Here is an 18402-nt window from a genome sequence, read left to right as displayed (position 1 = left end):
GGAATTTACCACTTATACTATATCTCCGGTCAAAAACGCAATCGTGAAGCAACAGATGATCGTGCCTCGGGGCGCCACGCGTATGCCCTGTGACCTGAACGAGGACGCGCGCGATCGTGCGTGTCCACGCCCGCGTACGGCTATACCACAATGGCGTTTCGTCACATTTCATGCCACAACCTTATCGTCTAAGGCTTCCACGCTGCACGCCACTATGCTTGCAGTCTTCGGTGAGCAACTTGTCGCTTTGCATTTAATTAGGATTGCGACGATGCCGCTATAGGCGCGCACGCGAACGAAAACGAAATCGTGGCCCAGCCGATGACAGTTGGGTTGTTTCCGCTGCCGGCCCAGGGGTCGGCATTTGCCGTCATTGCGGACGGCGTACCCAAATCGGCATGGCTGGTCCAACCGAAGTCTTCAGCTGCGAGTCCAGGGCAAGACCGTGGTGAGCTTCGGCTGATCCGCTGGCGGTGTGTGCATCAGAAGTGTGAATGTCAAACATTCACCGACCGACTGCCAGCGATTGCTTCCACTCAAGCGCGCGGCACAAGGAGGGGTCGCGGAGATTGTCGGCCTGCAGGGCCATAGCGCCGGCGGCGGTCCTGGCGAGCGCTTACCGCCGTTGCCGCTTCCTGATCGCCTCCACAACCCGCGAGCTGCAAGACCACTTACCACGGCTACCGCAACTGTCGCACGATAGTCAGTGAGTTGCTTCATGTCTAAGCCCGAAACTGGCAAGTTTGGATAGAGCAATCTTATCAGGAAAGCTGAACGTATCACATAGAATGAAATCGTACCCGCAAGTCCTCCGAATAGGACGTGGGAGATCACAAATACGCTGGGTTGCGAAGGCAGAGCACTGTTATGCCTATCGTAAATGTATGACAAAATCGCGCCCATCGTACCCGCCCAAAACTGCAAGGCCCTGGTTGGGCGAGAATGACATCCAAGTAAGAACGAACTCGGCAAGGAGCAAAAATGCAGGTGGCACAACGGCGAGAAAACACATTATGCCGAGCCATCTAAGGATCCGCAGCAACTGGCTCCCCGGCTTCAATGCTTTCCAAATTCGTGATGGCGGGTGCACCCTCATCTCCCTCCGCGGCGCGTTACAATTCCTTTTTGGTGAAGCGAGTGCAGACTTTTAGGCTGCAGCCGCAGCGTCCGCCTCGTGGACGAGCGCCTCCGACTAAAATAGTCGTTGTCGAACGGAAGCGTCGTAGCTCTCCGTCAGAGGTTGACGCTACTTTTTCGCATCAGCGATCGGCGCCTGGACGGCGGCGAAGAATTCCTTGGTTTCGCTGCCGGTAACGTCGTCATATGCCTTGCGGAGCTCGGCAAAATTGGACTTCCATGCGTCGCTCCCGATTTCGAGGCCGATTCGCGCAAACCTGTATTTCTCACGCTCCCGCTTCAATGTCTCCTTGGCGGTATAGCAGCCGATCCACCGTTGCTCGAAACGAAAGATCCGACGCACTCCCTCAATCAACGACAACAGCAACGTTACGACGAATGCGGCAACACCAATGGATCTGTCGGGAAGGCCCAGATCCTTGCTCCATGTTGAGCTTGACCCCGCAACGAGCAACGGCGCTAAAGTGCTCAGAACCATTACCAGTACGGCGGCGCACCTCTGATATCTTTGTGCCGTCCTTCCGTATTCCACGTAATATCCAATCGCATCTGCCACAAGAGACAAAAGCTTGTCCTCTCGTTCTTTGAACTGCGACTGTATAACGCTGGGTTGTTGCGCGGCTCGTTCTGAAACAATTTCGTTCATAAGCATTTATCCGTATCAAGAAGAACTGATCGCACCATAATAGACTTCGCATAAAAGGAGCTTATACAGAATCACGCCTTCCTTTGTTACTAGATATACCGCTGAATGACCGTACTGTGCCGATATGAAGCCAACCGTTTTACTGTGGCACGATATAGCCTAACCCGCCTGCGGCGGTTCACAGCGATACTTACTCGCCTACTCATCTCATTGGCGATCCCGCTTGGCGGAATGCAGCGATGGCCGCATCTACGTTATGCTGGCGGTTAGCTAGGATCGATGTACCGGCATGGACATAGCCAGTTCCAGCCAGGATCCTGTCCACTGGCTCATCGGCGGCTAAGCCGCGGAGAATTCTTTCCAAAGGCACCGATCGGCTCCGATAGTTTCTGCTGACGAAATACCCGTGGACGATCCCCGCAAGCAGACGTGCCTGCCGCTCCGGCCCGCCGGCAATCCCCGGCGCGCGGAACAGATCGCGATAGAGTTTTCTGCCGCCGACCGTCGCCACGGATTTGTTCCGGATCTCGCCCAGATAGCAGGCATAGCTCTCGATGTTGGTCTCAATAGGCATGGGCTGGTTCCAGGACGGGGCTCCGGCCCCGATCCAGAAGTCAATGTTCTCTGGCAAAGGAAAGAGGCCGATCTCTCCGTTGGAATGACGGAAACCAGGGTTCACGCCGTTGGCCCCCAATCCGGCCTCGGCAAAGGTGATGACCCAGAGATCGATCTCGGTCAGCGGAGAGAGGTCGGAATATTGCCGCCCCTGCCGCGCCGCGACCTCGGCGAGAAGGCGGGCAAGCGCTGTTCTATTGGAAGAGAGGAAGCCAAGTTTGTCCAACCCGCGCCAGGTCAGGCCTTCGAACCACGCTGTGCTAGTCTGCGCTCCTCGTCCTGTGTCTGTCTGCAGTTGTGGGGCCACATGCGGAGTGCTGCACGGCCCCAGCGTGGCATCCAGGATTTTGTCCAGCCGCAGTTCCGACGTCCTTTCGCCTGGCACGTCTAGCGACAGCCTCAGCACCGCAGGTCGATTGTCGGCGAGCTTGCGAATGAACTTGTCGACCGTGCGGCTGCTCACCACCTCGAAGAAGTCGCGCTTGTTGTCGACCAGAGTGAGATCCGAGGTGACGAATACGTTTCTTATGGCCGAGGACGGCGAGCGCAGATAGTTGACTGCGCTGCCCCTCCGCTTGTCCGCTGCCGCCATCGGATCGTAGTCCCGGGTTCGTAGCGCATCGGAATCTCCGTGCGCTAACGGCGGCTCGAAGTCACCTCCGACGATCCAGTCGCCGGCATCGCCGCGGTCGGCGATCACCATATCGATAGCCCGCACAAGCAGCTTCGAGGCCAGTCGCCGTCGCATTTCGTCGGAGCGAATCGCCCCGAGATTTATTGGAACTACATTCACCAGCGCGTCAGTGGCATCTGCTGGCGCGACTCGGAACAGCCCCGGCGGGGCTTGGAAGACAGGTCCCCGATTCTCCAGCTCCGGAACGATGCGCGTCCAAGCGCCGGATATGGCGCTCGGCCATTCGGCCTTGACGCACGACACGGTCTGCGGCCGCCAGATGACCGCCGTCGCAAGTTGCCGCGACTGAGCATCGGATTCGCTGAACTGTGCCTCGAACTTCTCGCCGAACCGCTCGCCTAGCCCCTTTACGATGTCGGCGACGGCCACGGGCGACACGTCGGTCAAGCACCAGAGGTCCTGGTTGAGGTCGGCCATCGCGGTCACCGCGTCCTCGACCTTCGCCGGTACTCCTGATCCGCCGATTAACCAATGCAGGCTCCAGAAGCCGATGTCGATGTCCTGCTCCGACGAAAGATAGATTTCGCGTACACGGTCGGCGTCCTGTCGCGCTGTGTATCGCCGCCCGAGAGCCCCGAAAATTCCCGTCAGCGTATCTGACCCTTCGATCTGCTCGAGGATTTCGGCAGCACTTTCGGCATCCTTCTCGCCGCGGCGCATTCGCGCTTCAAGGTCGAGCGCGATGGCAGAAATCTTCACGCCCTCGTTACCAACACTTACCGGGCGCCCATCCGACAGCTGCCGCGCGACCTCAGGATAGAGCGCCTTCAGCGCCTCTCCAGTCTGGCGCGCATGATGCAGCGCCACCAAGCGGCCGTTGCGATTAAGCACGCAGGCGCCGGACGAGCCGAAATCGGTGTCGGCGGCATAGAGGATGTTGAGCGAGTTCACTGCAAGCAGTTCGGTGTCGTCAAGTGAGACCTCTTTAAGGCGTCCTCTTGGATGGTGAATCACGAAGGTCGGCTCGTACTGGTTGATCATGAACGAGCCCCGCTCCATGCGGATCGTCCCGAACTGTTCGGCCGCCTTCTCGGAAATCCACACGAAGGTGTAGTCGAGCCCTCCGCTGGCCACTGGGCTGGTGACGAATAGGCGCGTTGGCGAAAGCTCGAACCGCACCGTTGGCGGCTCGGTCGTTCCAACATTGGCGAATAGCTTGTCGCTTGGCCATTCGTAGTCGAATTCAGCGGTCGCCGCCCCAGCCACGGCCGCATTGTTCAGGACGTGGTGATTGGTCAGCAGTAGGTTCGGCGCAACGAGAAACCCGGTACCCGTCCATCCGCTATCGCTGCGAATATTCTGATAGTCAATTTGGCCGCCGGGCACGACGATCCGCGCGACCGCGCGCCTATAGCGCGATAGCAGTTCCAAAAGGCTGGCCGGTACGGTGTTCCAATCTCCGACTTCGGCCTCTAGTTGCGTGTCGCGTAAAGCCTTCTCTCGGGTGACGGTCCACCCTTCAAGCATGTGCCCGGCGTCCGTAACGCCGGCATTCGCCGGGAGATCTGAGAAAGGCGTCAGGTCGCGCCAATCCGAAATGAAAGGCACGGTGCCGGATTCAGGCCGATTCCGCGAGCGGGCGCGGTGAAGAGTGGTGTCCATAGCCGAATCTCCTGGTCTGCCGGTGGACTGCGAACTGGGCGTCAGCCCGCCCAGTCAGCATTCGACCCCCGGGTATCCACGTGGATAAAGCCTCGGGAGGGATAGCGCCCTATGCCGCCCGCAAATTCCGGATTCGAGCGCCGCACCTCCAGCGCAACTTGGTGCCACTCGCCGACCGACCCGGAATCGCAGTGCCAGTCTACGGCCTTGAACTGCATGTGCAGGCTGTTTGGCTCACCCCCTACACAGGTGTTGTAGGCCGAATTGCGATAGCAAGACAGGATCCGGATCGGGGCGCCCAGCCGCTTACGGACCTCATCCAGCATCCGCGCGGTTCGGGCGATGTTGCTCCACAGATGCTCAGGCGGGAGCCCGTTCTTACGGCTGCAACTGCCACCGGGCGCATTGCCATTGCCCAGGAACAGGAATTCTGCCGGAACGAAGTGGTCAAGCCCAAGACTGCGAATGAAAGCCTCGTAGCGGGCCATATCGAACCCTGCACTTTCGACGCCGGCGAAGATGGCGCCGAGCGCGCCGGTGTCTGCCTCGACGTTCCGGCCCATGTTCGACACGTTGAAGCCCGGGCGCGGGTCGACAGAGGCGAACTCGTAGAGATCGTTTCCTCCGCCCTCGGCACCAGCGCTCAGATCCCGCGCCAGGCTCTCGGCGATCTGCCGGGCGAGGCCGAGGTCGTGGCCGTCGCCCATGACATGCGCCTCGACCGGCAGCGCGTGGCCGCCCACCCAACCGCCAGTCGCGGCCTCGGCCGCGCCCAAATACACTGGTACACTTTGACCGGCCTCCAAAGCTCCTAGTTCGATGGCGTCGCCGATCTCATCCGACGCGGCTTCGAAAACGAGGCTCTCCACCCCTACGCCGAGATAGGTCTCGACCCCACTGGCCAGCGCCCGTGCGATGCGGTCCTTATACGCCGGCGTTGTCAGTTTCTGCTCCTCGTCCGCCCGATCGAGGAAACTGACCTCGTGCAGGACCGCGGCTGTGCTGGCGGAGTGACTGCTGCCGTTGATCACTCCGAACGCTCCCTCCTTGATGCCGCCCGGATGGCCGGCATTACGGTCGTTCAACCCAAGCTCCGCCACCATCGCTCTCTGCACCGCTAGGCACAGTCGGCGCGAGGCAGCTGTATGGGTCGGATGGATGAAGGTTTCGGTGCCCTGGGCGTTGTGCCCTGTTGAGGCGTTGAAGTGGATCGAGACGAAAACCGCGGCATCCCGATTCCGCGCCACCGCAGTCCGGTCTGCGAGGGAGGGATTTACATCCCCGCTACGTGTCAGAAAGACCTGATGTCCGTGGCTTTCGAGGACTGCCTTGACTCTTGCCGCAACGTCGAAGGTAAGCGTCTTTTCTAGCGTACCGTTTGGGCCGATGGCGTTGTTCCAACTCGACCCGCCGACCTTAGTCGGCGGTGCCGCACCGCCGTGACCAGGATCAAGCACGATCACGCGACCGGCGGTCTCGAGAGCCGGCAGGGACACGCCGGGGGCCATCCTAGTCATAGGGATTGAGGCGCCAGAGCGGGCGCTGGTCGCAAACTCCAACGCGCCCTCCGCTGCCATCTCGCCGATCGCGTCACGAAACGCCTGCGCCGCACGGCCATAACCTTGGTTCTTCGGGTGGAGTTCATCAAACCAACTCGTTCGCCCACGATCCACCTTGCCGCGCAAATCGACGAACCGAAAATTCGTGAACTCCCCCTGAAGTTCAAGCAAGTGTCCGGCGAACCGGTCCAACACCACCTCGATGAAAGAGCGCCCCATGTCGAGAGGAATTCCTCGTTCGGCGAGAGGGTTGCCAATCCAGCGGCCGCCGTTCTGCGGATGCGGCACGTCGTAGGCGTGCCCGAAGACGCGAACCGCGGGGAACCGCTGGCGCACCTCTGTCAGGATCCGGCGATAGGCCTCCGTCGCCCTGCGTAGCTCGGCCTCGAAGAGAGGCATGTTCAGCAAGTCCTTGGCTGTCTTTCCTTCTGAATAGGGCAACAGGAAGCTTGCGAAGCGCCCACCACCGAGTACGTCGTTGCCACCACCCGACAGGAGCATGACTTGGGCGGCCGTCTGCTCGAGAGCCTCTAGGTACTCGCGCCTCGCCGCCATATCTCCCAGAAGGTCGCCAGCGCCGCTGAGCGAGAAGATCGCCTTGTCCTCGTCCCGGCCGAGCTGGTCAATAATGTCATCAAGCAACAGCGGATACTGGAACCAGCTGTCGCCCTCCTCAACAATGCGAAGCCCGTCGAACCCCCCGGCGGTCTTGCGCCGATATGCCAGCCAGCGGGTCGCCCGGCCGATCCGATTGGCCCAGTTCATGGCCGCATCGCTTTCCAGCGCGACTTCGGCGATTTCCCGCTTGATTTCCGGTCGCAGCTGGATTGCCGCGTCAAACGGCTTATCCGTTTGCTCCGCGGGCTCGTAGAGATCATGCAAGAGCTTCTGGAGTGCTTCCTCGTCGCCATCGGCGACTGCGGAGTCAATCTTTCCCTGAATTTCGGCGGCAATCGACATAATCCCCTCCCCAGCGAAAGGTCAGCAAATATCTCTGCATCTAATCGAGATTCGGCAAGCCACGCACAAAAGCAGAAGAATGCTCTCCAAGCTTGCTCTCGATGAGATCCCGCACTGCATCGAGAACGGTCTCGTTTACGGAGAGCTTTCCGGACGAATGACGCAATTTGACTTCGTTCGACCGGAACTTGAAAAACAGTGTTTGTGTTAGATTGGCTTGAGCCGTGAGGGCGAAAGCCATTAACGTGACCAGAAACTGATCGCCGGCACCTTGCTCCGCGAGCGTCACCTGGAAGCGAGCCGAACTAGCATGTTGGCTCTCTCGATCGAACAACGTGATCCAAGGGCTGTCTCGATCCATCTTCGCCAGCGCATCCAGAGTCGTTTTGATCACTTTCCAAGCGGCGGTGCCAGTCCCCAAGAGCGATGTAGCCACGCTGAGTATTGCCTCATGAGCGTGTAAATCTTCGCTCATTTCAGCATGGTCAACAAACTGCTTTGCCTGGACAACCCAACCGGTATTGGTAAGCACGTCGAAGTATGCGTCGTACCACGCGAAGAGGTTCGTCGGGTCGCCAACCTGTTTGTCGGCGGCCAATTGGGCGAGCAATGTTGCATTGACGACATCGCGCCGCCGTTCCTCCGTCACTCCCCGCACAAAGGAGACGATCTCCGACCCGACAATCGCGGCTTGATTCCGCGCCGCATCGAAATCGAACGGCACGGTTTCGGCACGCTCTAGCTCCGAAACGCGGTCGGGAAGTTGAATGGAATCGACGAATTTCAGAGCTTCATGCACAGAGCTATCAGGCATTGCTCAGCCCTCGCGCAAACGTAATGAAAAATGTTTATAGACAGCAGTACACATCATGGAGCGAACAGCGCTCCAACATTGCTAGGTTATTACTTGAAACTCCCAGCCGGATCCGACCTGCAGGTCGTCCACTCCGACTTCCCCCGCTCACTGGTCACGCGCCGCTGGATCGGCTTCCATGACCCATCGTCAGCAGTGACTTCTTGCAATTATTCTTACGAGCAAAAGCCATAGAGCCTTTGCGTCAGAATACGCAAAGATGAATTGCTCTCAAAAACGCTCATGGACAAGTGTCCAGTTTAATTTTCTTTTGAAAATCCTTGCCGTGTATTTCTGTATGAGACTCCTCTCAATTTTTCCGTTAGGATATTATGATTTTCAATTTGCTAATGCAAGCCAAAAGTGCTAACAATAACGGATAACACTCAAACTATTGATTGCAATTCATATATCGGCGGGAGAACGATCCCGCCAGGAATGCGCCCTTCGACGAGAGAAGGGACGGTACGAGGACCTAGGCGCGTTTATCTGGCCCGCTTGCAGTGTTCCCCCCGCGTAGCCACACCGCTGAGGCTCTCAATCAGTTTATATCAAGGCGAGCGGTGGATGCGTTACACACGTAACATCAGGTGTCGCATGAGTGCGTTAGAATTGGGAGTGCCGCGTAACGCAGCAACGGCCGAGGGGGCATCGGTGAGCGCAATAGCTTATGCCATCGCCAGCGTTCCGATCGCAATCCTGCTTGCCTTGATCCTTAAGCGTTTCGAGATCGGCGAGAGTACCACTTTCATTGCCCTGCTATTGCTCCCCCTCGGGGTCTGGGGTGTGGCCTCCGGTGCGATCAGCGAGTTTTCAGCTGGAGGCGTCGCGCTGAAGTTCCGAGAAGCTGCTAAAGCAGAAGTCAAACTATCGCCCCTGACCGACATCGTCGAGGAGTTCCAGGCGATCGAAAAGGGCGGTCTATCGGCGATTGAGGGATTCACGCGAGCCTTGACGCCAGGCAAGCCTATAGCTCTGGTGCTGAAGCTCGGTAGACCGAATTACTACGTGCCTTCTGCGGTCGTTCTCTACCTTCAGGCCCTGTCGAGCTTCGATCCGGAACTGACACTGGTGGTTACAGATGCCGATGGAAAATTCATGGCCGCTGCCGACGGCCGAGCCGTGATGAATTTTCTTACAGGCCAGAACGACTTCCAAGCACAGGAACGATTTCGCGAGGCGCTCAATGCCCCAGATGCGAGCAGGCTTCTTGAATTGCCGGGGTTCACCAGTGAGGCGATCACCGCCGACGCTACGAACGCGCAAGCCCTCTCAAAAATGGACGAGCTGGCGCGCAGAACGCTCGTGGCGCTGGACAGTGAAGGCCGGCCCAAGGGCCTCGCCAAGCGCGACGCCATCGTTACGCATCTGCTCGTCCAACTCGCCTCTGGAAGTGCCGGGGCGCCCTGAGGAGAAAAAGAGACAACGCGCACGGCGCGACGTGACAGCTCGGATTGCTCGGTACCTTTAGTCGGAAGCGCAGACGAAAGGACGCGGATCATGCGACATGAATTGGATGCGCGCGAGTACAAGCTTCTCCTGAACCCGGATCGGTTCAAAGAGGTGTCGCCGGAGATGGTGGCCGACACCTTCTGGGATAAGCATTTGAAGCGGCTCATCGACGCACAGTTGGGCTCACGCAACGGCGACGAACCGCGCCACGAGCGGCGGTTCTTCGAAAGAAAAGAACGCGTCGTCCGATTTTGGGATACGCCGGACTGCACGCTCACTCGCGCCGATCTGGCGCTGCGCGAACGCTTGTCCAGCGACCAAGAACGCAATGCAGATGCCCGACCGGAAATCACGTTGAAGCTGCGCATGGCCGATCTGTTCGTGGTCGCCGCGGCCGAATTGCCCGGCAACAGTAATGACTTCAGCACTACCTTCGAGGAAGACATTGCCCCGCTTGAGGTGAATGACCCTGAGCCCGGCAAGCGATCAGTCGTGGTGCCGTCAAGGCGCTCTATTCGCAGCCGCTTTGCCCGTTCGACGACCCAAACAGCGGATTGGAACACGCACCGAACACTTGGAGGACTGAGAGTGCTATTTTCGACAGTCTTTGAGCTTCTCGAAGCCTCTGGTGTAAAGCATTCCCCGCTGACTGAGCTAGTCAGCGGTCCAACAGTTCGTGAGCTCGTCTTCAAGGGTGCGCGCGTGAAGCTCGGCGCCGGCATCGTCGGAAAATTCTCTCTTACTCTCTGGTACTTCGGTTCCCAGCAGCCTGGCCCCACGGTCGCAGAAATATCCTTCAAGTGCGCGACGGTCGACGGCAACATGCCGGGCGCGGCGGCACGGCGGGCGCTCGCCCTCTTCGTCGCGATGCAAACAGACCTAGGCGGCTGGGTGAATTCAGAACATTCGAGCAAGACGGCGCTGGCATTGCCAGCTGCATGCGGGAAACTTGACGGATAAATTGTTTCAGCGCGCAAACAGTCCGTCGTCGTGACAGCTGGCGTTCTAGATATGTGGCTGTCTCGTTGAACACCGGAGGTGGGAAAGAGGTGGCAGACTTAGATCCGTTTGAAAGAAGGCTTCAGATACTCTTGAAAGAGTGGGATCATCTACAGTTCCACATCGGGCGTCTCGACACGATCGCTTTCAACGTGAGGCAGTGGTGTGTAACAGTTTTTACTGCTTTCCTTGGAATAGCCGCTACTCTGAGACGCCCAGAGGTGATTTTGCTAGGACTTGTTCCCGTTGCACTTTTTTGGTTAACTGACGGTCTTTGGAAGGCTGTTCAAAAGAAATTCATTAATAGAGCTTGGGACGTCGAGCAGTTTATAGCTTCCGAGGAATTCGACCGCGCTGTTGCCGAGAAGTCTCTGGTGGCGTTTGAAACGCCGCTGATGAGCGTACAGTTCGACAAGAAGAGATTTATAAGCCGAGTCAAAGATGTACTCTGCGCGGGATTAATTCCAAGTGTCCTTCTCACATATACTACCATTATAATCTGCTGTCTAATTTCGTATTTTTTTCTACAATTCGCTTTTTAGAAAAAACTAGCTCTCTCGCCAAGAGAATAGCCAGTTTCTGAACCCATCTGTGTCGGCTTTACTTATATGAGTAATAATGCTGGAGAGCATTGCTATGGCTGCACCTGAACTCTCGCTCGAAGCGAAAGCCGCTATTCAGGCGTATATGCTGAAGTTCGTTATTCCATCCGGAACAGTGCTTGCGATCATCTCCGGCCTCTTTGGGTATGTTCTGAGCGGCATAGCTCGAATCGATGCTTCAGCCAATTCGGCCAAGGAAGCGTTGAACGCGTCGCTCTCTGCTGCGAAAGCCGGGGTGAGCGCTGAAGAAGCTTCAAAACAAGCCGCCAAAGCTTTTGATCAGGCCAACAGTGCGTCTGATAGGGCCCGTATCGCTGCACAGAATGCAGAGGAAATACTTAGTTCTTTACGGGCTTCGAGTGACCAAATTAATAAAACCCTCCTCGGACAATATGACGAGCTCGCAAAGGCTCTTTTCGAAGTACGTGGATTTCGCCAGACGATTGCGACGATTTCGCAAAGAGAGATTGCAGACCTCAAAGTTCAAATAGGCCGTGTCGAAGACACCATATATGGTGCCGCCGATACGGCAATACCTGCTCCGGGAGGGAGCTGTCCGCCGGGGACCTACGCGGTGATCATAAACTCGACCTCTGTTTCAGGCGGCCGTGCGGGATATCTAGAGTCTATTTCAGTACAGTGCAGAACCGTACACTTCGAACGGCCTAAAAATTATTGAGCATCGGGTTGCTTCGCTAGCAAGTCCGCTCTCCATCGGCTAAACCCGTTCAGTGACCGGTCGATGCGACCGCCGCATTCGGAAAGCCGCTTGTATCCTTCGCCTTGGAGGGATCCGAACCAACGCCCCTGTTGTTACAATTCCCTTTGTGCCAAGTGCACCAGTAGTTTACATCGGCTCGGCCTGGATGGAGGGACCGCTTGCGGCCGGAAGGAGGCGACTTCTAGCTCGCGTGGCGCGATCTCAGGCGGCTATCCAAACTTGATCATTTTTGGATCGCCTTGCACCTCGTTTCGTCTATGGTGTGAATTCGGGTTGTGGGGAGCTTAGAGCTATTTTGAAAAGGCATGTCGAACTACGTGAGATGGACCACCCGTCAGGGGCGACGTCTCGATGACCCCCCAGGAAATCATCGACGAGGCGAGAATCCCCGGCACGCAGACGGTTCTCGTGCTCGGCAGCTTTGAGAAGCGGGTGACCGTCTATGCCCAGCAAGTCCGGGCACTCAACCTCGTTGATGCGATCATTTCGGAGAATCTGGTACGCCCGAATGGCGGTAAGATAGCGATCATCGGTGGCGGGGCAGCCGGGATTACGGCTGCCGTCGCGCTCGCGCGCACTTTGCCGGAACTTGGGCAGCTCGACTTGTTCGAACGTAATTCGCGGGTGCTGTCGCTCCAGCATGGAAGTCGACGCTACCTCCATCCCCACTTTTACGATTGGCCAACGCCTGGCGCCGAAAACGGCGATGCCGGGTTGCCGATCATGAATTGGACCGCCGGACCGGCCAGCAGTGTCGCCGAAGCTTTGCGCAGAGAATTCGACGCGGTTCTACACAGCTCTGTACTCTCCTTGCACACGGGGCAAGCGGTGACCGGCCTTAGGCCTACGCCGATCGGTCCTATCCGCGTCATCGTGGATAAGGGCAGTGCGATATCACGCATCTACGATCTTGTGATCCTGGCGATTGGCTTCGGACTCGAGGCGCATCTCGATGGAGAGACCCCCTCTTACTGGTCCCCCTCTGAACTCGCAGGCCAGATCCACACGCAAGCGATAGATCCGATCCTCTTCGTCTCTGGCAATGGCGACGGTGGGCTGGTCGACTTCATAATGGCTGGCTTCAACGCGCTCGAGCATCACGACATCTGCACAATGCTCATGGGACTAGATCTTGGTGCTGCACGTGCCGAAATAGTGGCGATCGAACAAGAAGCCTGGGCGGATGGTGCCGATGTCGATTTGCTCGCCGCCTATCGGGCGCGGCTCCGACCACTAATCCCAGCCGAAGTCTGGCACGAAATCGCCGGTCATCTCCGCCCTGGTGCCCGCATCCACTTCCACACGCGTGATCCCCGTATGCTCCGGCGCACCAGCGCTCTCCACAACCGCTTAGCTGCCTTCCTCTTGCTTGAGGCCGATCGAGAGCTGGGTAACGACGCCATAAAGGTCATGACTGGTGTGGAGTTTGACGGCGATATTCCGAAGCGCGGCGAGGTGAGGATTGTTGGACAGCCGCCATTTTCACCGCTACGTCGTTTCCTGCGGCTTGGCGCCGACGGGGCGAACAATATCGCGCCGTTCAAGGCGCTGCTGGGCACCTTTCCAGGCGCGTTGAACCTGCCACGCTCAGCCATCCGTCCCGAATCGCCATCAATCAATGCGAGCGCCCAGGCTCGCTTCGCTGCCCTTCCGGCCCTTAACCTTCCTCAACCTGTCGTCGTCGCGCCGATGCAGGGGGGGCAGACGTTGGTGATAAATCTGACGCGCAATCCTGCTGGTGATATTGTTTGGTCGGGCGATGGAGGGCCGGACGTCATAGCGACAGTCTGGAGTGCCCCGCATAGCATTTCCATCCATTGCGACGTAGCTGCAGCGGACGCTGCCGCTCTCGCCCCTGCTCTAGCCCGGCTCGGCGCGCACGCTACTGGTTTCGTCCTCTATGCTCGAGATGCCCAGGGTTGGCGGGGCAGCCTGTCAGCGCTATGCGCCTCTAACGTCCTTCCGGGGCCTGATCTTGCAATGAGCTGCCCGGTAAATGAGTGGCAGCCATCCACTGCCGTCGGAGCGCAGATCACACTGCCTATCGAAGAACTGGCGTCGAGGGTCCACCAGCGCCTCAACTCTGAGGCCCTGCGTCAACTCCACGCTGCCTTGTACGACATCCTGGGGCCTGCAGCGTTGCAGATGGGGTGGCCGATCGAACCCGCATTGCGTGAATCGCTATGGCAACGCTGGACCGAGTGGCAAGGCCAGCTCTCCGCAGATCCCAGCCTTTGCCATCGCTTTCTACGCCTTTTGACATCAGAGGACGATCAAGCCCCTGCAAGTGACGCGACCCTCGTCGGTCTGGGGCCAAAGACATTGCGGCCTTACATGACCAAGCCTACTATTTTCGCGCTGGCCTTCGCCACCTGCTCAGGTTTCCCCGTGGTGCCGACTAACGCGCATCCGGGTAATCTCGCCTCCAACGAATTAACGGGACACAGCTGCGGTGTCGGTTGGATCAATGCGCGCGTCCTGGGTTCTCGCGCGGTGTTGGAACAGAATTGGACGGTTGGCGTCGTTTTGCTCTCGCAGCTGCAGACAGCCGCTCGCATGATGGAAGGCGATCTCAGAATGGACCGGAGTTTCGACGACCCTGGCGCGGTGGGCGTCATTGCGCCGGGAGAGGAACCGCTGATCATTGGCGCCGATGATGGGTTCGTCACCGCGCTTGGCGCGGGCGCCTTAGAGGTGCGGGGTTATTTGCAGTCGATCTTCAGTTGGAGAAACGCAACCGCACAAGCGATCATGGGAACAGCCGGTCAATGACAAGTCGAGAGCCACCAATGCTCATGTCGCTGATGTGTGAAGCTGCGCGCGCCATCGGCGCGACGGTGCGCGACGCCATCCCACAACTCAGCGGCTCGCGTTTCAACGCGGAGGTTCTGAGCGAAGCTATCGCGGGCGAAACACTTGGCCGTCGCGAAACCGAGTTGCCTAACAAGGTCGGCGCAGTCATGCTCGATGACATCCCCGTTCTTGTTGGCGTCATCGACGGCACTGCCGTAAAAGCCAATGTCGATCCCCAAGTGCGCCGTTATCGCAACCAAGCCACGATCGCACGGTCTTGGCTAGGGACCGACGCCCCCAATCTCCAGCTGTTTCTTACGGGACCCATAGGTGCATTGCGCGACCCAGCATGGCGACAATTGGCGGCCGAAATTGAGGCGGACGACCGCACGTGTCGCAAGCTGGTCTGGCTCTATCAGGATCCGCCAACGATCGACGACGCGATGGGGTTTTTTGGACGGACCTTCATCGCAAGGCCTTGGCCTATTCACCAGCTCACTGAACAGCTAGACAGTATGGCGAATATTGAGCTGCCTGACGGCTGGGAGGAAGCCATCAACGATCCCGATCTAGACTTCAATGGGCTAGTCGAGAAACTCGTCGAACTTGAGCGTGGAGAACGCGCATGAGTGATCTCTATCTTCGCAGCGTCGAGTTTTCCAACTTCCGCATCTATGGTGACAGCTACGCTTTCGAGCTGCCCGATGGGCCCGGCGTAACCCTGATTACGGGAGCGAACGGACTCGGGAAGACGAGCTTCTTCGATGGGGTCGAATGGGCACTCACCGACCAGGTCAGCCGGTTCCAAGACATTCCCGTCGATGGACGCAGGAAGGAGCAAGACCCGCTCACCCGAATTGGCGCTCCAGAGAATAGCCATCGTGTTAGCCTTCAATTCTCCGATGGTGATCCAATCGACCGCGGCGGTGGCTTTGTGCCGGACGAAGGTGCAATTGCAGCTTTGCTCAAGCGGGCCGAGTGGACCGATATCACCAACCTGCATGGTTATCTTTCGATCACTCACTTTCTAGGACAGGCGTCTGCCCAGCGCTTCTCCCTCCGTAAACCCGATAAGCAGTGGGAGGCCCTGAAGGGACCAGCTGGCGTCGATCGGATCAATTTGCTTAGGGAGCGCATGAGTGGCCTCGGAGTGCGAAGGGCCTTCACCCGCGCCATCGAAGAGCGTACCAAACGACTTGAAGAGGCTTCAAAGACGCTGGCGGCTTGGGATGCCCGTGTAACCGAGCGTGCCCGCGCCCTCGCCCTTTCTTCCTCGGACGCAGCAGTGGCTCCCGAGGAGCTTCGCCAAGCTGTAACTTCGATCGGCAACCAGATCCTCGAGATAATACCGAGGCTGAGATGGACCGCGCCACCGCCCACGACACCCTCTGAAAACCTGCTCGAGAGCCTTTCCGATCTGCTCAAAGCCGTCGAGCAACTCAACACCGTTGACTCCGAGGCTGCCGACGTGCTCGAAAAGATCGCAGCCCAATACAACAGCGCAAACGTCGAAACGGTGACCCTCCGGACGGTCGCGGCCGACATCGAGCAACGCCGCGCTGCCGCGGTCGAGAGCTTATCACAAGCTGAAGCTTCGTATGCTCAAGCGACAGCGCATCTTGCGATCAGCGAGAGGCTGGCGGCGCAGCATCAATCTAGGGCAGCCTCACTGTCGCGCGTCCGTATGGCTATTCAACAACTTACAGAAGCTGAAGCCATGAGCATCAACCTTGCCGCGCAGCTAAGGCAGTCGGCCGCGGAGGCAAGCGAGGTCCAAGCCAAAATCGCGGAGTTGCGAACCCGGCTTTCCCAGTCTACGGCCCGGCGCTCTGAACGGCGCGCCCTCGCAGACCGGGTCGCTCTCGCGCGGCGGAGGGCCGAGATAACGGGCAAGCTCATAATCACGCGCGATGAGATCGAGCGATTGAAGCCGCTGATTGCGAGCCGCCCTCTGGATGAGCTCAGATTGCAACGCGAAGCCCTTGCCGCCCGCCAGGCCGCCGCACAAGCCTTGGCCGTACGCATCACCTCGGATCTCCGTTCCCATGACGACCGGGCACAGGCGATCGCGCAGGCAGTCTCTGCAATTGCCCATCGACTTGGCCACAACGATACAAATTGTCCTGTCTGCGCTACCGAGTTCCCACCCGGCAGACTTGTCGAACTCGTCAAGATCCAAGAGGCTTTAGATCCTCAGCCAACTTCCGCGCTCGCAGCGGCACTGGCTGAGGCGCGGGTGGAAGTAGAGGGGATACGGCTACAGCTAGCTGAAATAGATCGCGCGATTGCGGAGCGCGATCAGCTTCAGTCAAGCATTACAGCGCTCCACGATCGTGAGCAGGAACTCCGCCAGCAACTTGTCGAAGCGGCCGGTTTGGCGGACGGTAGCTATAGTGACAACGAAGCCGACAATCTCGAGGAAGAGTTAGCCTTGTTGGACTCAGAGTTGGCCGCAGCCGAGACGCCGGACCAGATAACTGTGCAAATCGAGGAGGCGGAGGCGACGTTCAACGCGGAGACAGCGAAGGGCTCTGCGCTCCAACGGGTCCGCGATGCCGCCGGCGAGCAAGTCGAACGAGCACGGGCCGCGCTGCGTCAACATAGCGATTATGGAATGACGATGCTGGCCTGTTGCTCGATCTGGACGCCGAGCAGGCGCACATCTCGAAGACCGGCAATCAGCTGGCCGCTCGACTGGTGGCAGATCGATCCGCAGAGAGTGACGCCGTGATCGTGCGCGACCGTGCCCGTGAGCTGTTAATGCGTGAAACTCAAGCGCAAGCGACCTCAAACGCTAGGCTCGACGCGCTTGCCGCTGAACGTAGCGCGCTGATACGGCGGTGGGAGGAAACCGGTCAGAGCGGAGAGCCGGATCCTGCACGGGTGGCGCAGCATCGCGCACGGATCTCCGAGCGCGCTGCGAGTTTAGAGCCTCTACGTTCAGCGCAACAGTACCTCGTGACCGGCTACCGCAAATGGCTTAGCGACGAGAACCTGCGGCAAATTGAAAGCGATATTGCCGCTATTGTACGGCAGGAAAGGGCGCCGTCTGAGGGCGATGTCAGGCCACTGCTCGCACAGCGCGTCGACGAAGCGCGAGAACAGCTGGCGTTGGCGCAAGCGGCACGCAAGCGGATAGACACCGTCGGCACGCAGCTCCAGCAGCGCGCGGAGTCCTACGCCGAAGAGGTCTTGGTGCCATTGAACGCGACGATTCAGCGCTTCGCGCGGACGCTCATGACTTGGTCGGACGCCTCGATTATATATCGTGCCGAACATCATGTTACTCGCTCCGAGTTGCGCCCTGGCATCATTCGCAGTTCGGCAGATGGCTCTTCGTCGACTCTGGAGATGAATCCGAATCTTTATTTCAGCGAGGGGCAGCTCTCTGCACTGAGCGTTGCTGCCCTGTTGGCCGCAAGCACAACGTTCGGATGGTCGCGCTGGCGTGGTCTTTTGCTGGACGACCCGCTTCAGCATAATGATGTCATCCACGCCAGCGCGTTCATGGATTTGGTTCGTCAGATGGTCCGCGAGCGTGGCTATCAAGTTATCCTCTCCACGCACGATAGCTCGGAGGCCGAGTTCCTAGGCAGGAAGTGCCGCAGCGCGGGAATTCCATATAACGTGCATGAGCTCGTTCCCCACGGCGAGGCTGGATTGGTGACTCAAGTGGCATAACCCGCGCCGCACACCGGATACTGATTTAGACTCGGCGGAATGATCCAGACGACCACGTTTGCCGGGATCTCGCGTATACGCTTTGTTC

The 18402-nt window shown here is 58.5% G+C and carries 12 protein-coding genes and 1 pseudogene; 9 read left to right on the top strand and 4 right to left on the bottom strand.

Annotated features, from left to right (window positions below; translation table 11 throughout):
- Nucleotides 1–320: 320 nt before the first annotated feature.
- Nucleotides 321–619 (top strand): annotated as a pseudogene (locus NXT3_RS32500) (ISL3 family transposase); the annotation flags it as partial.
- A gap of 627 nt (nucleotides 620–1246) precedes the next feature.
- Here NXT3_RS32500 and NXT3_RS19510 read toward each other — a convergent pair.
- From NXT3_RS19510 to NXT3_RS19495, 4 genes are all read right to left on the bottom strand, one after another.
- Nucleotides 1247–1783, bottom strand: coding sequence for a DUF4231 domain-containing protein (locus tag NXT3_RS19510; RefSeq protein ID WP_158665364.1), 537 nt, complete (start codon nucleotides 1781–1783; stop codon nucleotides 1247–1249).
- 202 nt (nucleotides 1784–1985) lie between these two features.
- A complete protein-coding gene (locus NXT3_RS19505) occupies nucleotides 1986–4694 on the bottom strand; it encodes a trypsin-like serine peptidase (RefSeq protein WP_104840066.1) in 2709 nt (902 codons plus the stop codon).
- A gap of 41 nt (nucleotides 4695–4735) precedes the next feature.
- Complete coding sequence (locus NXT3_RS19500; protein ID WP_104840065.1) at nucleotides 4736–7213, bottom strand: N-acetylmuramoyl-L-alanine amidase; 2478 nt, start codon at nucleotides 7211–7213, stop codon at nucleotides 4736–4738.
- 40 nt (nucleotides 7214–7253) lie between these two features.
- Nucleotides 7254–8027, bottom strand: a complete 774-nt coding sequence (locus tag NXT3_RS19495) for a hypothetical protein (RefSeq protein ID WP_104840064.1) — start codon at nucleotides 8025–8027, stop codon at nucleotides 7254–7256.
- 693 nt (nucleotides 8028–8720) lie between these two features.
- Between NXT3_RS19495 and NXT3_RS19490 the strand changes: the two genes are divergently transcribed.
- The 8 genes from NXT3_RS19490 to NXT3_RS19455 all read left to right on the top strand — a co-directional run bounded on the left by NXT3_RS19490 (nucleotide 8721) and on the right by NXT3_RS19455 (nucleotide 18314).
- The gene (locus NXT3_RS19490; protein WP_104840317.1) at nucleotides 8721–9476 is read left to right on the top strand and encodes a hypothetical protein; all 756 of its coding nucleotides are present in this window, start codon (nucleotides 8721–8723) and stop codon (nucleotides 9474–9476) included.
- 90 nt (nucleotides 9477–9566) lie between these two features.
- A complete protein-coding gene (locus tag NXT3_RS19485; protein ID WP_104840063.1) occupies nucleotides 9567–10478 on the top strand; it encodes a hypothetical protein in 912 nt (303 codons plus the stop codon).
- Between the two features lie 89 nt (nucleotides 10479–10567).
- Nucleotides 10568–11059: a hypothetical protein gene (locus NXT3_RS19480; RefSeq protein ID WP_104840062.1), complete on the top strand. Its 492-nt coding sequence runs from the start codon at nucleotides 10568–10570 to the stop codon at nucleotides 11057–11059.
- A 76-nt stretch (nucleotides 11060–11135) separates the two neighbouring features.
- Nucleotides 11136–11798 carry a hypothetical protein gene (locus tag NXT3_RS19475; protein ID WP_210207161.1) on the top strand — a complete coding sequence of 221 codons (663 nt, stop codon included), beginning with the start codon at nucleotides 11136–11138 and terminating at the stop codon, nucleotides 11796–11798.
- A gap of 393 nt (nucleotides 11799–12191) precedes the next feature.
- Entirely contained in the window at nucleotides 12192–14612 is a 2421-nt protein-coding gene (locus tag NXT3_RS19470; protein ID WP_104840060.1) for an ABC-three component system protein, read from the top strand.
- Nucleotides 14613–14629: 17 nt separating this feature from the next.
- Nucleotides 14630–15262 (top strand): ABC-three component system middle component 1, encoded by a 633-nt coding sequence (locus tag NXT3_RS19465; protein ID WP_104840059.1) that lies wholly within the window; start codon nucleotides 14630–14632, stop codon nucleotides 15260–15262.
- Nucleotides 15259–17364, top strand: coding sequence for an AAA family ATPase (locus tag NXT3_RS19460; protein WP_104840058.1), 2106 nt, complete (start codon nucleotides 15259–15261; stop codon nucleotides 17362–17364). Before NXT3_RS19465 ends, NXT3_RS19460 begins: the two co-directional genes overlap by 4 nt.
- On the top strand, nucleotides 17265–18314 hold the full coding sequence (locus NXT3_RS19455; RefSeq protein WP_158665362.1) for a P-loop NTPase family protein: 1050 nt from the start codon (nucleotides 17265–17267) through the stop codon (nucleotides 18312–18314). Before NXT3_RS19460 ends, NXT3_RS19455 begins: the two co-directional genes overlap by 100 nt.
- Nucleotides 18315–18402 lie beyond the last annotated feature (88 nt).

This window comes from Sinorhizobium fredii (genome assembly GCF_002944405.1).
GTDB classification, from domain to species: domain Bacteria; phylum Pseudomonadota; class Alphaproteobacteria; order Rhizobiales; family Rhizobiaceae; genus Sinorhizobium; species Sinorhizobium fredii_C.
The sequence above is the reverse complement of the archived record's forward strand: the minus strand, read 5'-3'. Positions and strand labels throughout refer to the sequence as shown.